The sequence below is a fragment of the Terribacillus sp. 7520-G genome (assembly GCF_002271665.1).
GTDB lineage: Bacteria > Bacillota > Bacilli > Bacillales > Amphibacillaceae > Terribacillus.
The window spans coordinates 181,994-207,828 of the sequence record NZ_NQFP01000015.1 but is presented as its reverse complement, the minus strand read 5'-3'; the positions used below and the strand labels follow the sequence as shown (position 1 = coordinate 207,828).

Here is a 25,835-nt window from a genome sequence, read left to right as displayed (position 1 = left end):
GAGTCCGTTATGCTCTCAGAAGCAATGATTCTATTTCAAATTGCAGGTATCGGGATGATCGTTGCCATCATCCATACAGTGCTGAAGCAAATGGGGAAGGAAGAGATTGCACAATTTACGACACTGATGGGATTCATCCTTGTGCTGCTCATCGTCCTGGGCAAGTTGTCAGAGTTATTCCAGCAGATCAAGTCGGTGTTCTTATTCCAGGGATGAGGCGATCGAAATGGATATCATCATAATCGTATCCATTGGTATTGTGGCAAGCTTGCTTGCCTTGATTGTAAAGGAACAGAATTCCTCCATTGCATTCTTTGTTGTCGTGGTGACGGGTATCATCATTTTCCTGTTCATCCTGCAAAAAATCGCTGGCATCCTGCTCCTGATCGAGCAGCTGGGTGAAAGGGCGAATGTGGAGGGGCTTTATATCAAAACGATTTTGAAAATCATCGGCATTGCCTACATCACGGAATTCGGGGCGCATTTGACCCGGGATGCCGGCTTGTCAGCCATTGCCGCAAAGATAGAGCTTGCCGGAAAAATCATCATCATCACGGTGGCCATCCCGATTCTGACAGCAGTCATCGAAACAATAATCAGTTTCATGCCGGGCGGATAAGGAGCTGGATATGTTGAAACGCTGCTTGGTCATTCTTTTCGCTTTAAGCGCTTTACTTGTATATCCGTCAGCAGCTTTCGGGGAGACGAATCAGTCAGAAGAAGTGGAAGCGGCAGTAACAGCCTTTGAAGGCCTGCCGACAGAGGAAATCAACGGGTACTGGGAGCTTTTATCCGATAAATATGGACAATATATCCCGGAATTGGAGAAAGGCTCCTTACTGGAATTCATCCAGCAGCAAGGGGATATTTCCATCGAATCATGGCTGAAGGGGCTTTTTGAATATTTGCTGTATGAACTGCTACTCAATGGCAAGCTGCTCGGGATTTTAATCCTCCTGACGCTTTTCAGCAGCATCCTGCAGACGATCCAGACTGCCTTTAATAAAGGCTCCATCAGTAAAGTAGCCTATTTGATCGTCTGTATGGTACTGCTGACACTTCTTTTGAATAGCTTCCGTTTATCGGTTAGCTATACGATGGAAGCCATCGATGGCATGAGTGATTTCATGCTCGCCTTGATACCGCTCCTCCTTGGGCTGATGGCATCATTCGGAAGTCTTTCGGCTGTCGCTTTCTTTCATCCGATCATCGTGTTCCTCATCCATGCCAGTGGGTTACTGATCTCCAAAGTCATCATTCCGTTATTCCTCATGAGTGCACTTTTACATCTGGTCAGTACGATCAACAAAGAATATCCTGTCACACAGCTTGCTGACTTACTGAAAAATGTCGGATTGTGGCTTTTGGGTATTTTCTTTTCCGTCTTTCTTGGTGTCATTTCCGTACAGGGTGCCGTCACGGCCGTTCAGGATGGGGTGGCGATGAAGACAGCCAAATTCATCACCGGCAACTTCATCCCGGTGATCGGCCGTATGTTCACCGATGCAACGGATACGGTGCTGAGTGCTTCGCTCCTCTTGAAGAATGCCATCGGAATCGTCGGGGTACTGATCGTCTTGGCTATCGCCCTGTTCCCGGCAATCAAGATTCTTGCCATCGCCCTGATTTACAAGATAGCCGCCGCTCTGCTGCAGCCGCTGGGTGACGGTCCGATAATCAAATCCATGCAGGTGATGAGTAAGTACATCCTGTATATCTTCGCTTGCTTGCTCGTTGTCGCATTCATGTTCTTTATTGCCATCGTCATCATTGTCGCTTCGAGCAATGTCACATTAATGCTGAGATAGGAGCTGATCACTTGGAAACATTGCAATCCTGGGTGATGCAGATCATTCTGTTCATCCTCCTTGCTTTTGTTTTGGATATGGTGCTGCCGGATACAGACATCCGCAAATACGTCAAATTGGTGATGGGGCTGATGCTGCTGCTGTTATTCCTTAAACCTGTCTTTGCCTTGTTCCAAGTCGATTCCACCAGGGCGGTACAGGAAGCGATGGCCGGCTTTGCTGCTTTGACAGATGCCCCATCCATGGAAAATTCGATCGAACAAAAGAAAAGTGAAATAGATTCCGTACAGCGTGCATATATTGAGGAACAGATGGCTGTCCAATTAAAGGACCAAGCAAATCCAACGCTGCAAGAGAAATTTCATATGCAAATCACGGACATCGCAGTCGCCTTTAAGGAGGGAGAGGATGAGGAAACGGCCGAAGCAATCGATTCCATCCATGTAACGGTGCAGGATACCGAGCAGGACTTACCGGAAGGAGAAATCCGCGACGTAGTCATCGACAGTTCCCATCCGATTGAAGCAAATGAGCAGACGGAGGAACTGGAGAGAGTGAAATCCCATCTTGCTGACATTTGGGAGCTCGAGGATCTGCCGCTTGAGGTCACCCAAAAAGGGGGGACAGGATGAAAAAGTTATTAGATAAGCTTTCGGAACAATGGAAGCTGAAGGATTCCCAGAACAGGAAACCGACAAAGCTTGGTTATTTGGTCATCATCGGGCTGCTTGGCGCTTTGCTTTTGCTCGTAAGCGGCCTATTCACAGAACAGAAGGAGCCGGATGGACAAACACCGCAGCAGGATCAGCATACAGCACAGGAGGATACAGAAGAGACTTTTGCCAAAAAAGAAAATGACACTTCCTCTTCTTCAGCTGATTTGGAAGCAGCATATGAACAAGATCTAGTCGGGCTGCTGGAAAAGATCAAAGGTGTTTCGGAAGTGGAAGTCATGGTCAATCTGAACAGCACGCACCAAAAAATCTACGAAAAAAACTTGATCATCGGCCGGCAGACCTCTGAAGAGACAGATCAAAACGGCGGTGAACGAGTCGTGGAAGATGAAAACGAGGAGCAGCAGGTCGTGCTCGTCAGACAGGGTGACCAAGAGGTGCCGCTGCTGGTGGAAACGAGAAAGCCGGAAGTAAGAGGTGTGCTTGTCGTTGCGAAAGGGGCCGAACAAGCAACTGTACAGGAATGGGTTGTGGAAGCAGTATCAAGAGTGCTGGATGTACCGACACATCGTATTTCGGTCATGCCGAAAAATTGAGGGGGAATTGGGATGTTGAAGAAACAAACAGTGTGGCTATTGACGATGCTGAGCTTGCTGATCGTGTTGAGTGTCTATTATATGACTTCTCCTAACGGGGATGAACTGGCTTTCATCAATGATAATACAGAAGAAAATGGGACAAGCACGACTGCTGGGGACTCAGGTGACTCAGGAGGATCAGGGGATTCCGAGTCAGGTGAGGAAGGGCAAGAAGGCGAAAAGGATGTGACGACTGAACCAGCCAATGTCGATGAACTTTTTGCCAGCATCCGGATGCAGACGATGGATCAGCGAAGCGAGGCCAAAACCAGACTTGAAGAAATCGTTGCCAGCTCTTCGACAAGCACAGAAGAAAAGAATGAAGCAGTCAATCAGATTGAACTGATGGAGCAATACGCATCGAAGGAATCCATCCTGGAAGAATCGATCATTGCTGAAAAAGGCTATGAGGAAGTGCTTGTCAGGGCAGAAGAAGGACATGTGCAAATAACGGTGAAAGCAGATGAAATGACTGCTCAAGAAGCTAACAGCATCATGCAGATGGCGGCAGATGAATTCGCCGGTGCAAATGTGGATGTCAAATATATACCGCAGAAATAAAGGTGGGGAGCATTCAGCGAATGCTCCTTTTTCCATTGGAAGTCGTTCTATACAGTTTTGTTTCAAGTGGTGGTATGCTAGGGTATGATTAGCAGCAGGCTATACATATGCAGGGGGAAGGCGTAAGCAGTGAAGACATTATTCAGTTATCTTAAACCTTATTGGCTCATCATCATCACTTCGTTGATTTTTATCCTGATGGAGCTTTCCGTGGAACTGGTGCAGCCATTCCTATTGCAAAAGCTGATCGATGACGGGATTGCCGCTGGTGATGATGGACTGGTGATCGAGCTGGGGCTGGGGATGGCGGCCATTGCGATAATAGGCTTCGGGGCAGGCATCATCAATATATTCTTTGCCGATCACCTTGGTCAGAGTGTGGGAAAAGAGCTGCGCGATCACATGTATGAGCGCCTGCAGCAGGCTGGATTGCAGGATATCCAGCGCTTTGGCACGAGTACACTCCTCACGCGGCTTACAAATGACGTCAACCAGATCCAGTTGACACTTGTCATGTTCTTCCGGTTCATGATCAGGGCTCCTTTCCTGATCATCGGGGGGACGGTCATGGCTTTTGTCGTCAACGTGAAGATAGCACTCATTTTATTGATCGTCATCCCGATTCTCTTGATGGTGCTCCGATTCATCATGAAGCGCGGCATCCGTTATTTCGGTGTTGTGCAGCGGAGTGTGGACAAGGTGAACCATGTGATGCGGGAAAATCTTGTCGGTCTTCGTCTGATCAGGATTTTCGTCAGGGAGGAGCAGGAACAGAAGCGTTTTGAAAATACGAGCAATGAACTGCGGCAAAACATGCTTCGGGCCTTTCGATATACGGAGCTGTCGGTACCGCTGCTCACTTTGGTGATGAATATCGCTATTTTGGGGATTCTTTATATTGGCGGGATCCAGCAGCGAACGAATGTCGGGGATATTGTAGCAATCGTGAACTATGCAACAAGGATCACGGGGGCATTGAGTGTCGTCGGTATGCTGATCACCTTCTATGCCAGGGCAAAAGCGTCCGGTGAACGGATCGGCGATGTTCTTGAATTGGATATTATGACAGGCAAAGGCATGATGACCTCTGAGGATTTTCGCGGCGGCATAGACATGCAGCACGTGACATATCGATATCCAAATGGCAAAATTGCCGTCATCGAAGATTTCTCGATGCAAATCAAACCTGGAGAAAGGGTCGCCATACTAGGTGAAACAGGCTCTGGAAAATCGACCTTGCTGCAGCTGATGATTGGTTTATTCGAACCCGATCACGGACAAGTGCTGGCCGATGGCATACCGTTAGCCGATTTGGATATCAAGTCTTTCAGGAAGCAGGTAGGTTTTGTCTCTCAGGATGTACAGCTGTTTTCCGGCACGATCCGGGAGAATATCGCTTGGGGCATTCCAGATGCCAGCGATGAAGCCATCACCCGCGCTGCAAAGGATGCCCAGATTTACGATACGATTGCCAAGCTGCCTGATAAGCTTGATACGGAACTCGGGCAAAATGGCATCAATCTTTCCGGCGGACAGAAGCAGCGGCTGACGATTGCCAGGGCTTTGCTGTTGGATCCATCTCTATTGCTGCTTGACGATAGTACCAGTGCACTGGATTTGCAGACGGAACGCAAATTATTGGATGCGCTCAAACGATATGAGTGTACGACAGTGCTGGTGACACAAAAACTCAGCACAGCCATGCAATGCGATCGGATCCTCATTGTGGAAGACGGAAAACGAACAGCGTATGGCACTGCGGAGGAACTTCTCGATCAATCAGCGTTATTCCGCGCAATCCAGGCTTCGCAGAAGCAGAGGGAGGCGACGTCATGAAAAAGCTATCAGCAGCGTTTCGGTACAAACGGCCGGTATATTCGGCCGGTTCCCGTAAACAAAAAGCGAAGGTAGACAATCCAAAAGAGACACTCCTAAGGATCTGGCGTTATATGCTCCTGGAAAAGCGGCTGCTTTTCAGTACACTTGGCATGATAGTTGTCAGCTCTGTCTTAGCACTGATCGGACCTGTCATCCTTGGTCATGTCGTCGACCATTTTGTCAGCGGGGATTATACGGCAGGATATTTGCTGAGGCAGCTGGGCTGGCTGCTGCTCGTTTATACAGCTGTTGCTGTGATGACATTTTTGCAGGGGTATTGGATGATCACCATCTCCCAGACAGCTGTATACACAATCAGGAAGGATTTGTTTATGCATCTGCAGAAGCTGAAGCTTTCCTTCTTTGATAAACGGCAGCATGGAGAGCTGATGAGCCGCATGACCAATGATGTGGATAATATCTCGACGACGCTGAATACGTCGATGGTCCAGGTCGTTTCCAGCATCATCACCTTTATCGGCATACTGGGAGTCATGTTGAGCTTGAGCCCGATTCTCACGATCATTACCCTGCTGGTTGTGCCGATCATGTTCATCGGAATCAAATGGATCACCAACCGCACTCGTCATGCCTTCCGGATACAGCAGCAGGCTGTCAGCAGCGTGAACGGTTTTGCAGAGGAAAGCATTTCCGGTCAAGCCGTCATCAAAGCCTATGCCCAGGAATCCAGAGTGATCGGTGCTTTCCGTGATAGGACAAAGCAGCTGCAGCAAGCCGGTTTCTGGGCCCAAACATTCTCAGGTTTCATCCCCAAGTGGATGAATATGCTGAATAACATCAGCTTTGCGGTCATTGCCGGTGTCGGCGCCCTTTTGATTGGAAATGGATGGGCCGGTATAACAATCGGAACGATCGTTATCTTCCTGGAATATTCAAGGCAGTTCACACGTCCGCTGAACGACTTGGCAAACCAATTCAATTCGTTGTTCTCGGCACTTGCCGGTGCTGAACGGGTTTTTGGAATTTTGGATGAGCAGGAAGAACATGAGGAAACGGCGAAACAAACAGTACCGCGGCTTAAAGGAAATATTCGGTTCGAGAATGTGACCTTCGCTTATGAAGGGGAGCCGGCGCTGAAAGATATCAGCTTTTCTGTCCGATCGGGGCAGACAGCCGCTTTTGTCGGACCGACGGGTTCGGGCAAGACGACGATCATGAATTTGATCGCAGGATTCTACCAGCCTGACAGCGGTCAGATCACGATGGATGGCATGCCGCTGTCCAAGCTGGACTTGGGCAGCTACCGAAATCGGATAGGGGTGGTCTTACAGCAGGATTTCCTATTCAAGGGAACCATCATGGATAATATTCGCTATGGCAGATTGGATGCCACGGATGACCAAGTGATCGAGGCAGCCAAAGCGGCCAATGCACATCGGTTCATCACCCGGCTTCCCGATGGTTATGATACTTTAATCGGTCAGGACGGCGGCGGACTCAGTCACGGTCAGCGCCAGCTTCTCTCCATTGCCAAAGCATTGCTGCGGGATCCGGATATCCTCTTGCTGGATGAGGCGACCTCCAGTATCGATACAATAACGGAGCATAGGATTCAGCAAGCGATGCAGGTTTTGATGGAAGGTCGTACAAGTATTGTGGTGGCGCACCGGCTCAATACAATCGAACAGGCTGATACTATTTTTGTGCTGCAGGATGGTGAGTTGATCGAGCAGGGAAACCATCAGGAGCTCATGAAGCAAAAAGGTTTTTATGCAGCGCTGCAGAACGAGAAAAAGCAGCATGCTTCCACCAGCTGAGACCGTCGTGAATCGTTAGGTGTTGCGATTTTTTTTACCTTTGCGTAAAATATGTTAGTGATAATCATGTCTGAATCATTATGCAGGACCATTGTAAAGGAGTGCCAATATGCTTAAATTAGAAGAACTGAAAGAACTTATCACCTTGATTGACCAATCTTCGATAGATGAATTCGATTATGAAACCGAAGGGGAAAAAGTCTCCCTTCGCAAAAAAAGTGAGGTTGTACAAGTCGCAGCTGCGCCAGCACCAATCCAGCCGGCGGCAAGCGCTCCGCAAGCTCCTGCAGCTGCAGCACAGCCGGAACCGGCAGTGCAAGCTCCAGAAGCCGCTGCGAAAAATTATGATCACGAAATCACTTCACTCATGGTCGGAACGTTCTACAGCAAACCGAACCCAGATTCCGATGTCTTCGTCAAAGTAGGCGATCGAGTGAAAAAAGACACAGTCGTATGCATCGTGGAAGCGATGAAATTATTCAATGAAATCACTGCAGATGTATCTGGTGAAATCGTCGAAGTGCTTGTGGAAAACGGAGAGCTTGTTGAATATGGACAACCTCTGTTCAGAGTGAAAGCTAACTAAGGGGTTGACTCGTTGTGATTAAGAAATTATTGATTGCCAACCGAGGAGAGATTGCTGTCCGGATTATCCGTGCCTGTAAGGAACTGGGCATCGAGACAGTGGCCATCTACTCGGAAGCAGATAAAGAAGCATTGCATGTACAGCTGGCGGACGAAGCATATTGCGTGGGTCCGGCAGCAAGTAAGGACAGTTACTTGAATTTCTCGAATATCATCAGTGTAGCGACATTGACTGGTGTCGATGCCATCCATCCAGGTTATGGTTTCCTGGCGGAGAATCCTGATTTTGCAGAGCTGTGTGCCGAATGCAACATCACGTTCGTCGGTCCAAGCGCTTATGCCATCAATAAAATGGGGACCAAGGACGTTGCGCGTGAAACGATGCGCGAAGCTGGTGTCCCAGTCGTACCAGGATCCAACGGTATCGTTGCAGACGCTGAAGAAGGCAAGCAGGTTGCCCGGGAAATCGGTTATCCGGTCATCATCAAAGCAACAGCCGGCGGAGGCGGCAAGGGTATCCGAATCGCCCGCACCGAGGAAGAGCTTGTAAAAGGTATCAGTGTCACCCAGCAGGAAGCAGCTACAGCTTTCGGAAACCCTGGTGTCTACTTAGAGAAATACATAGAAGATTTCCGTCATGTGGAGATCCAGGTGCTTGCTGATAATCACGGGAATGCCATCCATTTAGGTGAACGTGATTGTACAATACAGCGTCGTATGCAGAAGCTGATCGAAGAATCTCCTTCACCTGCCCTTACCCCGGAAATCCGTGAGAAAATGGGGGAAGCAGCTGTCAAAGCGGCGCTCGCTGTTGATTATTCCGGTGCTGGTACGATTGAATTCATCTTCGATCGCAGAGATCAAACATTCTACTTCATGGAGATGAACACACGTATCCAGGTGGAACATCCAGTGACGGAGCTTGTTACTGGTGTCGACTTGATCAAGGAACAAATTCATATCGCCAACAACGAAACCTTGCGTTATACACAAGAGGACATCACTTTTGAGGGCTGGGCCATCGAGTGCCGGATCAATGCAGAGAATCCGTTCAAAAACTTCATGCCTTCACCAGGTAAAATCGATCTTTACCTTGCTCCTGGCGGCTATGGTGTCCGTGTGGACGGTGCGGCCTATCCGGGGTATGCAATCCCGCCGTTCTATGACAGTATGGTTGCGAAGCTGATTGCATTTGGTAAAACACGCGATGAAGCCGTGGCTCGGATGAAACGGGCATTGGGTGAATTCGTCATTGAAGGTGTCCATACGACAATCCCGTTCCATGCCCGCATGATGGAGCATCCGGTATTCGTTGAAGGGGATTTCAATACGAATTTCCTTGAGAATTATACAATCATGGAGTGAAAAACCTAAAGGATGTGAGATCTTTGCAAGAGCAATCTTTCGTATCGATCGGTCATAAAGGCGAGCTTGGCAATGTCATGGTATCGCCTGCCGTCATCGAGGTGATAGCAGGAATTGCAGCAAGTGAAGTGAAAGGTGTCATATCGATGCGCGGCGGGTTTGCTACGGGAGTCGCAGAAAAGCTGGGCAAGAAGGCGCATGGGAAAGGCATCAAAGTAGAACTGACGGAGCAAGGAGTCGCCATCGACGTCTTTGTCACCGTCAGTGCCGACTGCAGGATGCCTGAAGTTGCAAAAAACGTCCAGCAGAACATTCGCCAGGCTTTACAGACGATGACGGCACTTGCGACGAAAGAGATCAATGTCCATATTGTAGGTATACAACTCGAACAAAAAGCGGACACTGTCGAATAGACCGTATTCGCTGGAAAAGACCTTGGCTGGTTCCGCCCCGAGGTCTTTTCTTTTGTTCAAAGATAGATTTAACCCTATATATCATGTTATGATTTGATGAGATAAGTTAAAAGGAGATAGAATATGAAACGACGTACGGCACGGGAAACTGCCTTCCAGGTCCTCTTTCAATTGGACATGAACGATATTCAGCCGGAAGAGGCTGTGGAAAATGTATTAGGAGAGCCGCTTGAGAATGCTTTTTTGGCAAGCCTCATCAACGGTGTATTGGAGCATAAAGCTGCAATCGATGCGAAAATTGCCGAGCATTTGGAGAATTGGTCATTCGATCGGCTTGCCAGTGTGGAGAAGACGGCATTGCGTATAGCCGTATATGAGCTGCTTCATCACACAGATGTACCGCAAGGCGTAGTCATCAACGAAGCCATTGAGATATCCAACTTGTTCGGGGATGAAAAATCCGGTAAATTCGTTAATGGAGTACTATCCAGAATCATTAAAAACTAAGGGAGCGGATGAGCATGACAGCAGAATTGATCTATGGTAAAGAACTCGCAGCAACTATTCGGGAAGAACTGAAACAAGAAGCAGCAGCATTGAAAAAACAAGATATTCTGCCTCATCTGACCGTTGTTCTAGTCGGAGACGATCCTGCCTCCAGATCTTATGTGAAAGGAAAAGAGAAGGCATCCGCAGAAATCGGGATCAGCTCAGAGCTGATCGAGCTGCCAAGCTCGACGACACAGACGGAATTACTGGATCTCATACAGCGTCTGAACTCGGATAAGGACGTGAATGGAATCCTGGTCCAATTACCTCTTCCAGCCCATATCGATGAACAAGCTGTCATCGACAGCATCGATCCGGAGAAGGATGTAGATGGGTTCCATCCTGCCAATGTAGGGAAAATGATGCTCGGGGAAGATACATATTATCCATGCACACCTTATGGCATCATTCAGATGCTCAAATCGAAAAATGTTGATATTGCAGGCAAGACTGCTGTCATCGTCGGACGCAGCAATATTGTCGGCAAGCCAGTCGGACAGCTTTTGCTCAATGAGCATGCGACTGTCATCCATACCCATTCACGCACGCCGGACCTCAGAAGCTTTACGAAGCAAGCAGATATCCTTGTCGTAGCAGTCGGCCGTGAACATATGATCAAGGCGGAGGATATCAAGGAAGGTGCCATCGTGATCGACGTCGGTGTCAATCGAAATGCAGCCGGTAAGCTGACAGGTGATGTCGATTTCGAACACGCGAAAGAAGTGGCTTCGATCATCACACCGGTACCAGGCGGTGTAGGACCGATGACCATCACCATGCTGATGCACAATACGATAAAAGCAGCCAGACGCCAGGCAGCGGCAGTCGTATAAGGAGCAAATCCAGCATGAGTGATGATCGTTATTTGACCGTGACCGCCCTGACCCGTTACATGAAGCGGAAGCTGGAAACGGACAAGCATTTGAAGGATATCTGGCTCAGGGCGGAGATATCCAACTTCAAGCATCACAGCCGCGGCCATATGTATATGACATTGAAAGATGACGGAGCCAGGATCCAGTCCGTCATGTTTGCCGGACAAAATAAAGGCCTGAAATTCGTCCCGGAGAACGGCATGACCGTCCTTATCCGCGGTGAGATTGGCTTATATGAGCCCCAGGGTCAATATCAGCTTTATATCCAGCATATGGAGCCGGATGGAGTTGGGGCACTTTACCAGGCCTATGAACAGCTGAAAGAGAAGCTGGAAAAGGAAGGGCTGTTTTCTGCTGATCATAAAAAAGCCCTTCCTGCTTATCCCGAGCATATCGGCGTCATTACATCCCCGACCGGAGCAGCTGTCAGGGATATCCTGACAACGATCAAACGGCGCTATCCGATTGTCAGAGTGACGGTGCTTCCTGTTTCCGTGCAAGGTGATCGTTCCGCTCCGTCGCTTGTCCATGCGCTGTCTTATGCAGAAGAGCATGATTTCGATGTCCTGATCATCGGACGTGGCGGCGGCTCGATCGAAGAGCTTTGGAGCTTCAACGAAGAGATGGTCGCCCGTGCCATCCACCGTGTAAGCATACCGATCATCTCGGCTGTCGGGCACGAGACGGATTTCACGATCAGTGATTTCGTAGCCGATGTCCGGGCCGCTACCCCGACCGGAGCCGCTGAATTGGCTGTTCCGGCACGGGAGGAGCTGCAGCACCGCATAGCGCAGCTCACCAATAGGATGCAGTACGTTGTAAGTCAATCTTATCGGCAGGAAGCAAACAGGCTAGCCAAGCTTCGGGGATCATATGCCTTCCGCTATCCTGAACAGCTGTTAAGGCAGAAGGAAATAGAACTGGATAAGCTTTCCGATCGGCTGGGCAGGGCAGGGGCGTCTGCTGTTTCAGCAAGGAGGCAGCACTTTACGGCACTGATGAATCGCCTTGCCCTTGTACATCCGGGCAAGCAGGCGCAGCATCATGGACAGCAGCTGGCAGTATTGCAAAACAGGCTGCAGCAGGCTATGCAAAAGAGACATGAAGGAGAGCGGCAGAAGTTCCTTCATCAAATCAATAAGCTATCCTTATTGAACCCATTGGAGACGATGAAACGGGGATATAGCATCTCCTATAAAGAGGAAACCCTTTTGAAGAGCGTGGATCAGGTTACCGAAGGCGATGATGTGCAAATCCATCTTGCAGATGGCACGATAGATTGTATCGTCAAGGAAGTAAAGGAGGATACAAATGGCTGAGGAGAAAAAACAAAGCTTCGAGGAAGCGATGCAGCAGCTGGAGGAGATTGTGAGCAAGCTCGAGCAAGGTGATGTACCGCTTGAGCAGGCAATCGGCTATTACCAGGAAGGTATGAAGCTCTCCAAGATTTGCGGCGATAAACTGGAGCAAGTCGAGAAGCAAATGGTGGAAATCGTGAATAATGCCGGTGAAACCGAGCCATTCACTGTACAGGAGGAAGACTGAGTGAGTGAATCGTTGCAGGATTATTTGAAGACGGAGCAGCATCGCATCAATATGTATATGATCGGTTTGCTCGAAAAGGATAAGATGCTTCCGGCTGCTCTATCGGAATCCGTCCTTTACAGCATGCGGGCTGGGGGAAAACGCCTCCGCCCGATTTTGATGCAGGCAGCATTCGAATCCTTCGGCGGTCAAGGCGATAAGGTTCTGCCGGCAGCTGCCGCACTTGAAATGGTGCATACTTACTCCTTGATCCATGATGATCTGCCGGCAATGGACGATGATGATTATCGCCGCGGACAGCTGACGAATCACAAGAAGTTCGGGGAGGCTACAGCCATTTTGGCAGGCGATGCACTATTGACAAGAAGTTTTTCCATCATCGGGCAAGCGGACGAATTGAGGCCCGAGGAGAAGGTATTTCTTATGTCCTATCTGTCGGAAGCAGCCGGTGCGACGGGCATGATTGCCGGACAAGCTCTTGATATGGAAGCAGAAGGAAAAGAGAGCCTGCTGCATGAATTAGAGCAAATACATATTCTGAAAACGGGCAAGTTATTAACATATGCGATCGTTGCCGGTGCCTTTTTGGCTGGAGCCAAGCAGGAAACACTGGAGCTGATGAAGCAGTTCGGTATGTATATCGGCCTGATCTTCCAAATACAAGATGATATCCTGGATGTGACCGGTGATGAATCCGTGATCGGAAAGCCGGTCGGCAGTGATGAAGCGAACAAAAAAAGTACGTATCCAAAACTGCTTGGTCTTGAAGGAGCAAAAGAACAAATGGAGAAGTATGTCGACCTTGCCCATCAATGCCTGGAGCAAGCGAATATCAAGTCATCCAGACTGCATGAGCTGACTGTCTATTTGAGCAGGAGGACGAGCTGACTGTTATTGATTGTAAGCTTGAGGCCAACTGTGATATATTGCTACTAGGAATATAGGACAGAACTGATACGTACGAACATAGAAAACGCCGTTATCACATATGTGCTAGCGGCTATTTTTAAATAGGCTCCTGCACGGCCGAAAGTGCAGAAATTGTCTGGATATGATGTAGGCAGGATAAAACAGGGTAAAGGCCTACAGGAATAAATTCTTCGTCCGGCGCAGAAATGTACCTATTTATACTATGCTGTCTGGCTGATCAGGCTGATGACAAAAGGGGAAGGTAATATGGATTTAACAGCAATTAAGAATCCGGCATTCTTGAAGGAAATGTCCAATGAGGAGCTTCGTGAGCTTGCAGCTTCCATCCGGACATTCCTGATCGAAAAGCTGTCCATCACAGGAGGGCACCTGGGAGCGAATCTGGGTGTTGTGGAACTTACACTCGCTTTGCATAAAGCATACAACAGTCCGCAGGATAAATTCATTTGGGATGTGGGGCATCAGGCATATATCCATAAGATATTGACCGGCAGAACAGCTGACTTCGATACATTGCGGCAATACAAAGGGTTGTGCGGCTTCCCGAAGCGAATCGAGAGCGAACATGATGTGTGGGAAACAGGACATAGTTCCACATCGCTTTCTGCTGCAATGGGAATGGCAGCGGCAAGGGATATGATGGACGAGGATTATGAGGTAGTGCCTATCATTGGGGATGGTGCGCTGACAGGCGGTATGGCCTTGGAAGCACTGAACAATATCGGGGATGAAAAAAAGAATATCACCGTCATACTGAATGACAATGAGATGTCGATAGCGAATAATGTCGGTGCCCTGCATCATGTGCTTGGCAGAATGCGCAGTGCCGGTAAGTACAGGCGTGCAAAGGATGAAATGGAAACGCTGCTCAAAAAAATCCCTGCTGTCGGCGGCAAGCTGGCTACTGCCGCAGAGCGTATGAAGGATAGCATGAAATATTTCATGGTTCCCGGCATGTTCTTTGAAGAGCTGGGCTTTACTTATTTCGGGCCTGTTGACGGGCATGACTTCCGGGACCTGGAAGAGGCGATAAGCTATGCCAAAAAGACAAAAGGACCAAAAATCATTCATGTTGTCACCCAGAAAGGGAAAGGCTATCAACCTGCCGAAACAGATACGACAGATAATTGGCACGGTGTCGGCCCCTATAAGATCGAATCCGGTGAAAAGATCAAAAGCTTTGCCACTGCACCAGCCTGGAGCAAGGTGATCAGTGAAGCAGTACTGGAAAAGGCACGTATGGATAAACGGATTGCAGTCATCACACCCGCAATGATCCTCGGATCGAAGCTGGATAATTTCAAAAAAGAAATGCCGGATCGGCTTTTCGACGTCGGAATCGCTGAGCAGCATGCCACAACCATGGCTGCCGGCATGGCGACTCAAGGTGTGAAACCCTTCCTGGCCATTTACTCCACTTTCCTGCAGCGAGCTTATGATCAGCTGCTTCATGACATTGCCAGACAAAATCTCAATGTTTTTGTCGGTATCGATCGGGCAGGCTTTGTCGGCGCAGACGGAGAGACGCATCAGGGTGTATTCGACATTTCATTCCTGCGTGCGCTGCCGAATTTCACGATCATGATGCCGAAGGATGAAAATGAAGCGCAGCATATGGTGCATACAGCATTGGCGCATGAAGAAGGACCGATCGCATTGCGTTATCCGCGCGGTAATGCGCTTGGTATTCCAGTGGATGATACCACGCATGCATTGCCGATCGGCAGCTGGGAAGTGCTGAGAGAAGGAACGGATGCTGTCATATTGACATTCGGGACAACGATTCCGCTGGCCTTGGATGCGAGCGAGTCACTTGCAGCTGATGGTATTTCTGTCCGTGTCGTGAATGCCCGGTTCATCAAACCAATGGACGAAGCAATGCTGCATGGGATTTTTGCCTCAGGACTGCCGATTTTGACTATTGAGGAAGCCGTTCTCAAAGGCGGCTTCGGCAGCGGCGTGATGGAATTCGCCGAAGAGAATGACTATGATGCATCTACTGTCAGGAGAATGGGTGTGCCTGACTACTTCGTTGAGCACGGAAGCGTACCGGAACAGATGGAGGAAGTTGGATTGACGAAGGAAAATGCAGCTGACAAACTCCGGAAAATAGTACGAATGAATGAACAGCAAAGGGCTTGAGTGAATGGCTAAAGTGAGATTGGATGTTCTTCTCGTCGAGAGGGGACTAATTGAAACAAGGGAAAAAGCAAAACGGACAATCATGGCAGGACTCGTATATTCCGGCCAGGACCGTCTGGATAAACCAGGCATGAAAGTTGATGATACCGCTGACTTGACTGTAAAAGGCAAGGTCATCCCTTATGTTGGGCGGGGCGGTCTCAAACTGGAAAAGGCTTTGGACTATTTCGGCATCGATGTTACGGGAAGGACGATGGTTGATATCGGTTCCTCGACGGGGGGATTCACCGATTGCGCCTTGCAGCGTGGTGCTGCACGCAGCTATGCCATCGATGTCGGCTACAATCAGCTTGATTGGAAACTGCGCAACGATCCGCGTGTAGTGGTAATGGAAAGGACCAATTTTCGTTATGTCACACCGGATATGCTGACGGAAGGATTGCCGGATTTCGCATCGATCGATGTATCTTTCATATCCCTTCGTTTGATTTTACCTGCATTGAAGGACATCCTTGCTTCAGGGAGTGATGTGGTGGCGCTCATCAAACCGCAATTCGAAGCAGGACGTGAACAGGTCGGTAAAAAAGGGATCGTTCGTGATCGCAGCGTACACATGGAAGTATTGGAAGATACCCTGAAATTCGGTCAATCTCTTGGTTTTCAGTTTGAAGGACTGACTTTTTCGCCAATAACCGGCGGGGACGGAAATATCGAATTCCTGGCACACTTGGCTTGGGATAAAGATAATGCAGGTGACTTCCCTGATACAGAGGCAATCAAATCAGTCGTCGAGGATGCGCATCAGCAGCTATCTGCGAAAAAAGGCGTATCAAGGGAAGCGATGGAGGAAGACAATGAGTAAAATTCAACGGCATATCAAAATTCGCGAATTGATTACACATAATGATATCGAGACGCAGGATGAATTGGTCGAACATTTGAAAGATCTCGGGTTCAATGTGACCCAGGCGACCGTTTCCCGTGATATCAAGGAATTGCATCTTGTCAAGGTTCCGACATTGGAGGGGTCTTACAAGTACAGCTTGCCGGCGGATAATCGATTCAATCCGCTTGAAAAACTGAAACGGCTTATCATGGATGCTTTTGTCAGCATTGATACGACGAGCCATTTCATTGTGCTTAAGACGCTGCCGGGTAATGGGAATGCACTGGCCGTCCTTTTGGATAACTTGGATTGGGAAGAGATCCTAGGTACAATCAGCGGGGATGACACGATTCTGATCATTTGCCGTACTGAGGCAGATACGGAACTTATCAAAGATAAACTGCTGTCCATGCTGTAAACGGAAGTGAAATGAGGGGATATTATGCTTACAGAGCTTTCGATCAAGGATTTTGCGATCATCGACCATATAAGGATCCATTTCAAAGAAGGGCTTACTGTGCTGACCGGAGAGACTGGTGCAGGTAAGTCCATTGTCATTGATGCAGTCCAGCTGTTAAGCGGCGGAAGGGGTTCCGTGGAATTTATCCGCCATGGTCAGAAGAAAGCCGAGCTGGAAGGGTTATTCATCATTGATTCGCCTGATCATCCGATATATGCCATCGGAGAACAATTCGGTGTCGATATCGATGATGGGATGATCGTGCTGGAGAGGACGATGACAACCAGCGGAAAAAGCATTTGCCGTGTCAATGGCAAGCTGGTGACTTTGGCGATTTTGCGTGAATTCGGGAAATCATTGATTGATATCCATACCCAGCATGAAACGCAATCCTTGATGGATGCGGATAAGCATATCGAGTTGCTTGATTTATACGATGCCGATGCAATCGGCAAAGCAAAAGAGGCTTATACGCTTCAATTCAAAGAGCTTCAGAAATTGAAAAAACGATATAAGGAATGGAATACAAATGAACAGGAAATGGCGCAGCGTCTTGACTTGCTTCAATTTCAATATAATGAATTGAAAGAAGCTGCACTTCAGCCGGGTGAGGATGAGCAGCTTACAGAAGAGCGGACGAAGCTGATGAACTTTGAACGGATATATCAATCGCTCCATGATGCCTATCATGCACTTTACGGGGAACAAAAAGGCTTGGACTGGGTAGGGCATGCTTTAGCCAGCCTTGAATCGGCGAGTTCCTATGATGACGATATCCAGAAGCATCATCAAATGATCAGCGAGCAATACTACTTGCTGGAGGATCTCACTTTCCAACTGAGCAGCCAGCTGGACGCACTCTCGTATGATCCGGAACGATTGAACGAAATTGAAATGCGATTGAATGAAATAAACCGATTGAAAAAGAAATACGGGCAATCAGTCGAAGAAATCCTGGAATATGCAGCCAGTATAGAGGATGAAATCGATCGTATTCAGAACCGTGATTCCCATATCCACCAGCTGGAGCAGCAAATTGCGGAACTCAGCGAAGATACTTTGCTGGAGGCAAGGCAGCTGCATGATTTGCGTGTACAAGCTGCTAGCCAGCTTACGGATGCGATCCATGAGGAACTGAAGGATCTGTACTTGGAGAAAGCCCGTTTCCATGTCGATGTGCAGTACAAAGCCGGGAAGCCTGGCGATCCCGAAATCGACGGGATGCCTGTCCAATTAACGGCAGACGGTTTTGATGCGATTACATTCCATATCTCCACAAACCCGGGAGAACCGCTGAAAGAGCTGCACAAAGTTGCTTCAGGAGGGGAATTATCCCGTATCATGCTGGCACTGAAGCGTATTTTCTCGCGACATCAAGGGGTGACGAGTGTCATTTTTGATGAAGTGGATACTGGTGTCAGCGGCCGTGTTGCACAAGCGATAGGAGAGAAGATTTACGGTATCTCTGTCGGATCTCAAGTATTATGCATCACACATCTGCCGCAGGTGGCATCAATGGCTGATACGCATCTGCTGATCGAAAAACATGTGGAAAATGATAGCACGCATACTTCCGTCACCGAGCTCGGACAGGAAGCTGCTGTGGAGGAAATCAGCAGAATGATGACCGGAACGGTGCTGACGGAAAAGACAAAAGAGCATGCAAAGGAACTTATAACGCTTGCCGGCCAATACAAACAAACATGATCCTGCCTGATATCGGCAGGATCTTTGTTTTATACATAGGAAAAGATAGGCGCTTTTTCTGATGTTTTCTGGGTTTAAAATGCTCTCGTGAAAGTCAAACTAGAAGTACATAAACAAGCTTGAACTGCTGAGGGATAGGACTTCTAGGAGATGAGAAAATGAAGAAAAGGATAGACGCACTGCGCTTCGCCATTGGTCTTTGCCTGCTTGCTTTGCTGGTAGCGGCGCCATTGACCCAACCTGTACAGTCCTTTCTGAGCATACCCAAAACATTGACCTTGTTTTCAAATAATGATCTTTCCGAAGCTCTTCCGGTTTTTGGTGACGGAAAAGCTGTAGAAGCACTTGATCAGGAGGCTTTCCGCGGTCAATCGACTGGTAAGCAAGACCTTGTCTATACATTGGGCAGCATACCTGTCAAAAAGGTTGCTGTAAACGTCATTCCCGATATACGGATCGTCCCGGGCGGTCATTCCGTCGGGGTGAAGCTCCATACACTGGGTGTTCTTGTTGTCGGCCATCATCAAGTGCGGACTGCGGTGGAAACTGTTTCGCCTGGCGAGGATGCTGCCATTTATACCGGGGATATCCTTTTGGAAATAGACGGTCAGGAAATCCGCAAAATGGAAGAAGTGGCTCCGCTGATCGAAAAAGCTGGCAAGGCAGGGAAACCAGTCAGCATTAAAGTGAAACGCGGCAATCAGACATTGACAACCGAATTGAATCCGGCACTCGATGAAAAAGACAAGCAATACCGGATGGGTCTCTATATCAGGGATTCAGCCGCAGGTATCGGGACCATGACTTTCTATGATCCAGAATCGAAAAACTATGGTGCTTTGGGCCATGTCATTTCGGATATGGATACACAAAAGCCAATTGAAATTCATGACGGGACAATCGTCAGATCAAATGTGACGAGCATCCAAAAAGGAAACAATGGCAAACCAGGGGAAAAACTCGCTGAATTCAGCATGAACCGCAATTATATCGGAACCATCACGAAAAATAGCCCTTTTGGTATTTTTGGCAAATTGGAAAGTGATATGCGTCAAAAGGAAGAAGCAAAAGCACTGCCCATTGCATTGAGTGAGGAAGTGAAGAAAGGACCGGCAGTCATCCGGACAGTGGTGGATGGAGAAAAGATTGAAGAATTCGATGTGGAAATCGTCAACAGTGTACCACAGGATCACCCGGCAACAAAGGGAATGATCATCAAGGTGACAGACAAGCGTCTGCTTGCCAAGACCGGCGGAATCGTCCAAGGAATGAGCGGAAGCCCGATCATCCAGGATGGTAAATTGATCGGTGCCGTGACACATGTATTCGTTAATGATCCGACATCCGGCTACGGTGTGCATATCGAATGGATGCTGCAGGAAGCAGGTATCGACATTTATAAAAGCGATAAAAAAGCTAGCTGAAAAAGGCAATTCCTGTTCGTTCACGAATGGGATTGTCTTTTTCTTTTTCAAGTCATACGTTATACTGTAAAGACAAGAAACATCTGTTCGGAACACACTGCGTCGGATGCTGTCGAATGATGGGCAGAATTTCATCCGCTGGAAATAAAAGCGAGGTTTTTTTCAATTTGGCAGGAATTGACCTTGATGTGTCGAAACTATAACGTGGAATCATAAGGGATATTAAGGGAGGAAGCTGGGAATGGAAAAGATTAAAGCAGTTTTGGTCGATGACAATCGAGAGCTTGTGCAGCTTATGGAGGAATATTTCGAAGACCAATCCGATATAGAGGTAATTGGCACTGCTTATAATGGAAAAGATTGTTTAGATATGCTGGAAGATCTCCAGCCGGATGTCGTCGTCCTTGACATCATCATGCCGCATGTCGATGGTCTGGCGGTTCTCCGCACACTGCGGGAGAGAACATCCGCACCGATGCCGCATGTGATCATGCTGACAGCCTTTGGCCAGGAAGAAGTGACAAAGAAGGCTGTCGATCTAGGCGCTGCTTATTTTATCCTTAAACCTTTCGATTTGGAGAACCTGGCAGCTCAGATCCGTCAGGTGAGCGGGCATGGCGGAAGCTACGAAGCAAGTCCGATCCGAGTGACAAAAGAGAAGAAACGGGATAAGAAACCGAATCTGGAAGCAAGCATCACGAACATCATCCATGAAATCGGTGTGCCTGCACATATCAAAGGCTATATGTACCTGCGTGAGGCCATCACGATGGTCTACAATGATATCGACTTGCTTGGCTCCATAACCAAAGTGCTTTATCCGGATATCGCCAAAACATATAATACCACTGCTTCCCGTGTGGAAAGGGCAATCCGCCATGCCATCGAAGTAGCTTGGAACCGCGGCAATATGGATTCCATCTCTTCCTTGTTCGGGTACACGGTAAGCATCTCCAAAGCAAAGCCGACCAATTCCGAGTTCATTGCGATGGTGGCGGACCGTTTGCGGCTGGAGCACCGTGCCTCCTAAGCCGTTCTTCTTATGTGATTCTTACATTAAACTCTGCGGAAATATACCGATAAACTCCTATCGGCAATGTATAAATAAATATTCGAAAATGTATGAGCGTCCTAATTTATCGGGTCTGTCCGGTAAAGGAGGGCGTTTTTTGCTGTGTGGACATTTTTTGATTAGACTGAAAAAATCAGCGCACGTGACATACGATACTTTGCTTCATCGAATTAAACGATAGTCACCAGGACCTTCTGTCTTACATAGGCTATGGCACATGATGAGATGAAGGAGGAACCCGCTTGACCGAATTGACGATGGCCCATTGGATGTATCTGGCAGGAACACTTTTGATTATTTTAACGATGCTTATTCGGCAGAATGTGTTGGTTCCATCATTATTGATGACCTTCTTGGTAGGGTGGATGTACACAGGGACGCTTGTAGAAGGATTGCAGGCAACCTTCAGTGCAAGTCTCACAGCTGCCTCGGAATTATTCAATATTTTCTTGATCATTACCGTCATGACTGCACTGCTGCAGTCTTTAAAAGCATTGCGGGCAGATGAACGGATGATTCGCCCTTTTGGTTATATTATGACGAACGGCCATACTTCCTTTTGGGTATTGGCATTCATTACGTATTGTATTTCCCTGTTCTTTTGGCCTACACCTGCCGTGCCGCTCGTGGGTGCAATCCTGCTCCCTGTCGCTATCAGAGCCGGTCTGCCGCCATTGGCAACTGGTGTGGCGATGGCGATTTCCGGTCAGGGCATGGCGCTTTCTGCCGACTATATCATTAAAATTGCTCCGATGCTGAGTGCTTCCGCAGCTGGCACAGATACTGCTGCGGTGGCAGACAAAGCGCTTATTTTATCTCTTATCACAGGTATCACAGCCTTGCTGCTGGCATACTTCCGTACCCGGAAAAAAATCTCTTCCCCTTCCATTGTGCACCTGGAAAGATGGAACGGGAACGATGCGCCCAGTGCAGCTCATCCAGCTGAAAAATCAAGGTTGAGTATCTTGTTTGCAATTCTGGTGCCCGCAGCCTTTCTTGTCGTCGTTATCTACATGGCCTATGCTGCCTTCAGCAATACGGCTTCCCTTGAGGGCGGAGCTGGCGCTGCTTTGATCGGAGGTGCTGCTATCCTGCTCATGATTGCCGCAGCGATTGCTTGCAATTGGAAACAATCTTTGCATAACGTAAGTGAACACTTGGTAGATGGCTTTACATTTGCTTTTCGGGCAATGGGACCGGTCATTCCGATTGCAGGTTTCTTCTTTTTAGGGAGCGGAGAGATATCTGCCAGGATATTCGGACTGGAAGATGCTGCGCAGGCTCCTTCGTTTCTTTTTGATTTAGTAGAGGCTGGACAGCATCATATTCCCGAGAATCCAATTTTCGCCGGATTCGGTTTGCTGGTAGTCGGCATGGTAACCGGCTTGGACGGTTCAGGCTTTTCCGGTCTTCCTCTTGTCGGGGCCCTTTCTGGCGCCCTGGCACCGGCAGTCGGCATGGATGCTTCTACCCTTGCTGCAATCGGGCAAATGGGCGCGATTTGGGTTGGCGGCGGCACGCTGATTGCCTGGTCCTCCATCGTAGCGATCGCTGGATTCGCACGGGTGCCGGTGATGGAAGTAGTGCGGCAATGTTTTATACCGGTCGTTACCGGACTTTTACTTTCTACCATCATCGGAATTTGGTTGCTGTAGTTCAAATGGGTATCAATATAAATGATGATAAGGCTAAAGGCTTGTTCAAGCGGACAATAAAAATCGACACAGGCTTCATTCTTCGGCAAACGCTGCCTAATGACCACTAAAGATACTGGTGGCTATTCTTCTGCAAATGTTTAAATGAATAAGGGTTTTCTCCTTTTTACATGTGTTGCGCTCCTTTTATCCGTTGCCGATAAAAGGAGCGTTTCATCATGGAGCTGATTAGATTGACTTAGTTGACTTACAGCTACATAAGAGGTATAAAATAAGTTCATCATCTAAGAGAGGAAGAGATAAACGAGGAAGGATCACTATGATTCATTGTCATACACTTAATGTATCATAACGATGAAGTTATAGATGAAATTATCTTTAGGGAGTTATGTTTATGATTACTGCATTGATAGGTATTTTAATTGGTACGGGGCTGTCCATTCAAACAGCTGTTAATTCGCAGCTGAGGAAGTTTGTCATCTCCCCATACTTGGCATCCATGATCTCATTCGTGATTGGTGCACTCTTTTTGACTGTCATATCCTTGGTGATTGGTTCACCGCTGGGAATATCATGGAAGCTTATCGGAAATGAGCCAGCTTGGATTTGGCTTGGGGGAGTTCTGGGGGTCATTTTCCTCACGGTCAATATTTTGTTATTCCCTAAGCTTGGAAGTGTGCAGACGGCCATCATGCCAATCCTGGGTCAAATCATCATGGGGATGCTGATTGATAATTTTGGATGGTTCCATTCCATGCGGAAAGCTTTCGATAGTTATCGTTTAATCGGAATATGTTTAGTTTTGGTGGGGGTATTTTTTGCTATTGCCATACAGGAAGTAAGGCATCGGCAGGAAAAAAATAAGGGGAATGACTTATATTTATGGATCTGGCGTATCATCGGGGTCGTATCTGGAATGCTGATGTCGATGCAAGTAGCAATCAATGGGCAGCTTGGTGTTGTGCTGGATTCCTCCATACAAGCAGCTTTTGTCTCCTTTGTGGTCGGAGCGCTCACATTGATCATTGTCGTAGGCGTAAAAGAACGCTCCTTTGTCAAAGTCAGCAATCCAATAAAACAAAAAGCACCTTGGTGGGTCTGGCTGGGAGGATTTTTGGGAGCTGCATATGTTCTGATCAACATTTATTTAGTAGGGCAAGTCGGGACGGGTCAAACTGTTGTATTGGTTTTATTCGGACAAATTGCGGGAAGTTTGCTCATACAGCGTTTTGGATGGATGGGTTCCCAAAAAACGCAGGTTGACTGGATCCAGATTATCGGTTTGATCATGATTTTGGCAGGAGTGATTTTGATAAGAATGTTTTGATACACAAGGGCTTATCATGTATTGACTCTGATACGCTTGGTGATAGGAGTATTCTGTTATGGACTGCCTGTACTATCAGTGAATGGATAGTACAGGTTTTTTGTTTACTATAATAAAATTATGTAAACTAAAATATTTGAGTGAATAGACTCGAAATAAAAATAAACAAAAATAAATTGACACAAACAAAACAAAATATTGTATAATCCATCATAAAGCTATATGTAAGCGCTTTAAAAATGAAAATACAGGAGGGGGAAGAAAATTGGCAGCAAAGCAAGGAAGTTTGAAGGCGACCATCACGGTGGCAATGTCCAATTACCTGGAGGCGGGTTCGATTGTTGCCGGTGCTGGCGGTCTTACATTATGGATGGAGTATTTGAATCTCAATGATGCAAAGCTCGGGCTGCTGGGGGCGTTGAGTGCCAATGGTTTCGGCTCGGCGATAGGTGCATTTCTTGGCGGTATCCTGGTGGATAGGTTCGGCAGGAAGTTCATCTATAAATATGACCTGCTTGTATATATGCTGGGTATTCTGCTCATTACATTTGCATTCCATTTCCCGATGCTGTTGATCGGTTATGTTGTAACGGGAATTGCAGTCGGTGCGGCAATACCCGCTGCCTGGACATACATAGCGGAAGAGGCTCCGAAGCGAGAGAGGGCTGCCCGCGTAGGCTGGGGCCAGTTCGCTTGGTCGATCGGACCGGCAATCACGCTGTTCCTATCCGTATTGCTGGCTCCTTTGGGTTTGCTTGGCAGCCGTATCATTTTTGCCCAGCTCTTCGTCGTCGCACTCATTACGTGGGTTCTCCAGCAGCAAATCAATGAATCGGCGATTTGGACAGAAGAGAAAAGCCGCCAAGCTGCAGGATCACAAGATGTGTCATGGAAGCAGCTCTTTACGGTGAAAGCCAATCTAAAGGCAATCGTGCTGCTGGTTGGAATCTATGTATTCTGGAATCTGGTTGCGGGTGTAATGGGCTATTTCATGCCATATATTTATGAAACAGTAGGCGGTCTATCGGCTTCGCAGGCGAATTTGCTGCAAGGTTTCCTTTGGACTTTGACGGTGGCGGGAACCTATTTCGTCTTTATCAAACTCGGTGACAGGGTGAATCGCAAGCTGCTTTATGGAATAGGGGCCGCCATGGGTATCGCTGCTTGGCTTGTTCTTACGTTTGGCGGTATGGGGATGTTTGAATTGTTTACATTTGTGGTTCTTTGGGGGATTGCTGCTGGCTTTGGTGCGCAGGCTTTCTATGGTTTGTGGGCGGGGGAATTGTTCCATACCCGTTATCGGGCCAAGGCGCAAGGATTCATATTTGCTTTGGCGCGGATAGCTGTAGGGCTGATTTCCCTTGTTGTTCCGGTGATGATCAGTTCACTGGGGTTCCGGACAGCGGGTTTGATCATGATAGGATTTCTGCTCATCGCTGCTGTCGTGGGTCTGACAATGGCACCGGAAACTCGAGGCAAGTCATTGGAAGAGATCCAGGAAGAGCGTTATGGGGGAAAGCCGGAAGCTGCTCGCCAAGCAAGGAATTAACAAAACAAAAATAA

25 protein-coding genes are annotated in these 25,835 nt (G+C 48.0%); all 25 read left to right on the top strand.

The annotated features are described in order from the left end of the window. Nucleotides 1-9 precede the first annotated feature (9 nt). Nucleotides 10-216 carry a stage III sporulation protein AC gene (gene spoIIIAC / locus CHH53_RS06825; RefSeq protein ID WP_093728496.1) on the top strand — a complete coding sequence of 69 codons (207 nt, stop codon included), beginning with the start codon at nucleotides 10-12 and terminating at the stop codon, nucleotides 214-216. A gap of 10 nt (nucleotides 217-226) precedes the next feature. Continuing rightward, nucleotides 227-619 (top strand): stage III sporulation protein AD, encoded by a 393-nt coding sequence (gene spoIIIAD, locus CHH53_RS06820; protein ID WP_093728497.1) that lies wholly within the window; start codon nucleotides 227-229, stop codon nucleotides 617-619. 10 nt (nucleotides 620-629) lie between these two features. Then, nucleotides 630-1,808: a stage III sporulation protein AE gene (gene spoIIIAE / locus CHH53_RS06815; RefSeq protein WP_095215366.1), complete on the top strand. Its 1,179-nt coding sequence runs from the start codon at nucleotides 630-632 to the stop codon at nucleotides 1,806-1,808. A gap of 11 nt (nucleotides 1,809-1,819) precedes the next feature. Then, entirely contained in the window at nucleotides 1,820-2,440 is a 621-nt protein-coding gene (gene spoIIIAF, locus CHH53_RS06810; RefSeq protein WP_095215365.1) for a stage III sporulation protein AF, read from the top strand. Next, entirely contained in the window at nucleotides 2,437-3,078 is a 642-nt protein-coding gene (gene spoIIIAG / locus CHH53_RS06805) for a stage III sporulation protein AG (RefSeq protein WP_095215364.1), read from the top strand. Before spoIIIAF ends, spoIIIAG begins: the two co-directional genes overlap by 4 nt. Nucleotides 3,079-3,090: 12 nt before the next feature. Further along, nucleotides 3,091-3,681 carry a SpoIIIAH-like family protein gene (locus CHH53_RS06800; RefSeq protein WP_095215363.1) on the top strand — a complete coding sequence of 197 codons (591 nt, stop codon included), beginning with the start codon at nucleotides 3,091-3,093 and terminating at the stop codon, nucleotides 3,679-3,681. A 129-nt stretch (nucleotides 3,682-3,810) separates the two neighbouring features. Then, the gene (locus tag CHH53_RS06795) at nucleotides 3,811-5,517 is read left to right on the top strand and encodes an ABC transporter ATP-binding protein (protein ID WP_095215362.1); all 1,707 of its coding nucleotides are present in this window, start codon (nucleotides 3,811-3,813) and stop codon (nucleotides 5,515-5,517) included. Continuing rightward, nucleotides 5,514-7,337: an ABC transporter ATP-binding protein gene (locus CHH53_RS06790; RefSeq protein ID WP_095215361.1), complete on the top strand. Its 1,824-nt coding sequence runs from the start codon at nucleotides 5,514-5,516 to the stop codon at nucleotides 7,335-7,337. Before CHH53_RS06795 ends, CHH53_RS06790 begins: the two co-directional genes overlap by 4 nt. 109 nt (nucleotides 7,338-7,446) lie before the next feature. Further along, on the top strand, nucleotides 7,447-7,923 hold the full coding sequence (gene accB, locus CHH53_RS06785; RefSeq protein WP_095215360.1) for an acetyl-CoA carboxylase biotin carboxyl carrier protein: 477 nt from the start codon (nucleotides 7,447-7,449) through the stop codon (nucleotides 7,921-7,923). Between the two features lie 14 nt (nucleotides 7,924-7,937). Then, nucleotides 7,938-9,287 carry an acetyl-CoA carboxylase biotin carboxylase subunit gene (gene accC / locus CHH53_RS06780; protein WP_095215359.1) on the top strand — a complete coding sequence of 450 codons (1,350 nt, stop codon included), beginning with the start codon at nucleotides 7,938-7,940 and terminating at the stop codon, nucleotides 9,285-9,287. A 14-nt stretch (nucleotides 9,288-9,301) separates the two neighbouring features. Further along, entirely contained in the window at nucleotides 9,302-9,700 is a 399-nt protein-coding gene (locus tag CHH53_RS06775; RefSeq protein WP_369819867.1) for an Asp23/Gls24 family envelope stress response protein, read from the top strand. A 123-nt stretch (nucleotides 9,701-9,823) separates the two neighbouring features. Next, complete coding sequence (gene nusB, locus CHH53_RS06770) at nucleotides 9,824-10,207, top strand: transcription antitermination factor NusB (protein WP_095215358.1); 384 nt, start codon at nucleotides 9,824-9,826, stop codon at nucleotides 10,205-10,207. 14 nt (nucleotides 10,208-10,221) lie between these two features. Further along, nucleotides 10,222-11,082 (top strand): bifunctional methylenetetrahydrofolate dehydrogenase/methenyltetrahydrofolate cyclohydrolase FolD, encoded by an 861-nt coding sequence (gene folD / locus CHH53_RS06765; RefSeq protein ID WP_095215357.1) that lies wholly within the window; start codon nucleotides 10,222-10,224, stop codon nucleotides 11,080-11,082. A 14-nt stretch (nucleotides 11,083-11,096) separates the two neighbouring features. Continuing rightward, nucleotides 11,097-12,443 (top strand): exodeoxyribonuclease VII large subunit, encoded by a 1,347-nt coding sequence (gene xseA / locus CHH53_RS06760; RefSeq protein WP_095215356.1) that lies wholly within the window; start codon nucleotides 11,097-11,099, stop codon nucleotides 12,441-12,443. Beyond that, entirely contained in the window at nucleotides 12,436-12,669 is a 234-nt protein-coding gene (locus tag CHH53_RS06755) for an exodeoxyribonuclease VII small subunit (protein WP_093728508.1), read from the top strand. Before xseA ends, CHH53_RS06755 begins: the two co-directional genes overlap by 8 nt. Further along, the gene (locus CHH53_RS06750; RefSeq protein ID WP_233134889.1) at nucleotides 12,670-13,557 is read left to right on the top strand and encodes a polyprenyl synthetase family protein; all 888 of its coding nucleotides are present in this window, start codon (nucleotides 12,670-12,672) and stop codon (nucleotides 13,555-13,557) included. A 288-nt stretch (nucleotides 13,558-13,845) separates the two neighbouring features. Further along, nucleotides 13,846-15,741, top strand: coding sequence for a 1-deoxy-D-xylulose-5-phosphate synthase (dxs, locus tag CHH53_RS06745; RefSeq protein ID WP_095215355.1), 1,896 nt, complete (start codon nucleotides 13,846-13,848; stop codon nucleotides 15,739-15,741). A gap of 4 nt (nucleotides 15,742-15,745) precedes the next feature. Further along, on the top strand, nucleotides 15,746-16,603 hold the full coding sequence (locus CHH53_RS06740; protein WP_095215354.1) for a TlyA family RNA methyltransferase: 858 nt from the start codon (nucleotides 15,746-15,748) through the stop codon (nucleotides 16,601-16,603). Beyond that, a complete protein-coding gene (gene ahrC / locus CHH53_RS06735) occupies nucleotides 16,596-17,045 on the top strand; it encodes a transcriptional regulator AhrC/ArgR (RefSeq protein WP_095215353.1) in 450 nt (149 codons plus the stop codon). Before CHH53_RS06740 ends, ahrC begins: the two co-directional genes overlap by 8 nt. Before the next feature lie 24 nt (nucleotides 17,046-17,069). Further along, nucleotides 17,070-18,794: a DNA repair protein RecN gene (recN, locus tag CHH53_RS06730; RefSeq protein WP_095215352.1), complete on the top strand. Its 1,725-nt coding sequence runs from the start codon at nucleotides 17,070-17,072 to the stop codon at nucleotides 18,792-18,794. A 158-nt stretch (nucleotides 18,795-18,952) separates the two neighbouring features. Further along, nucleotides 18,953-20,218, top strand: a complete 1,266-nt coding sequence (gene spoIVB, locus CHH53_RS06725; protein WP_095215351.1) for a SpoIVB peptidase — start codon at nucleotides 18,953-18,955, stop codon at nucleotides 20,216-20,218. Between the two features lie 241 nt (nucleotides 20,219-20,459). Continuing rightward, complete coding sequence (spo0A, locus tag CHH53_RS06720) at nucleotides 20,460-21,248, top strand: sporulation transcription factor Spo0A (protein ID WP_095215350.1); 789 nt, start codon at nucleotides 20,460-20,462, stop codon at nucleotides 21,246-21,248. 284 nt (nucleotides 21,249-21,532) lie between these two features. Continuing rightward, nucleotides 21,533-22,945, top strand: coding sequence for a hypothetical protein (locus CHH53_RS06715; RefSeq protein WP_233134887.1), 1,413 nt, complete (start codon nucleotides 21,533-21,535; stop codon nucleotides 22,943-22,945). Between the two features lie 394 nt (nucleotides 22,946-23,339). Further along, nucleotides 23,340-24,272 carry a DMT family transporter gene (locus CHH53_RS06710; RefSeq protein ID WP_095215349.1) on the top strand — a complete coding sequence of 311 codons (933 nt, stop codon included), beginning with the start codon at nucleotides 23,340-23,342 and terminating at the stop codon, nucleotides 24,270-24,272. Between the two features lie 310 nt (nucleotides 24,273-24,582). Next, nucleotides 24,583-25,821 (top strand): MFS transporter, encoded by a 1,239-nt coding sequence (locus CHH53_RS06705; RefSeq protein ID WP_095215398.1) that lies wholly within the window; start codon nucleotides 24,583-24,585, stop codon nucleotides 25,819-25,821. The last annotated feature ends 14 nt before the right edge of the window (nucleotides 25,822-25,835 follow it).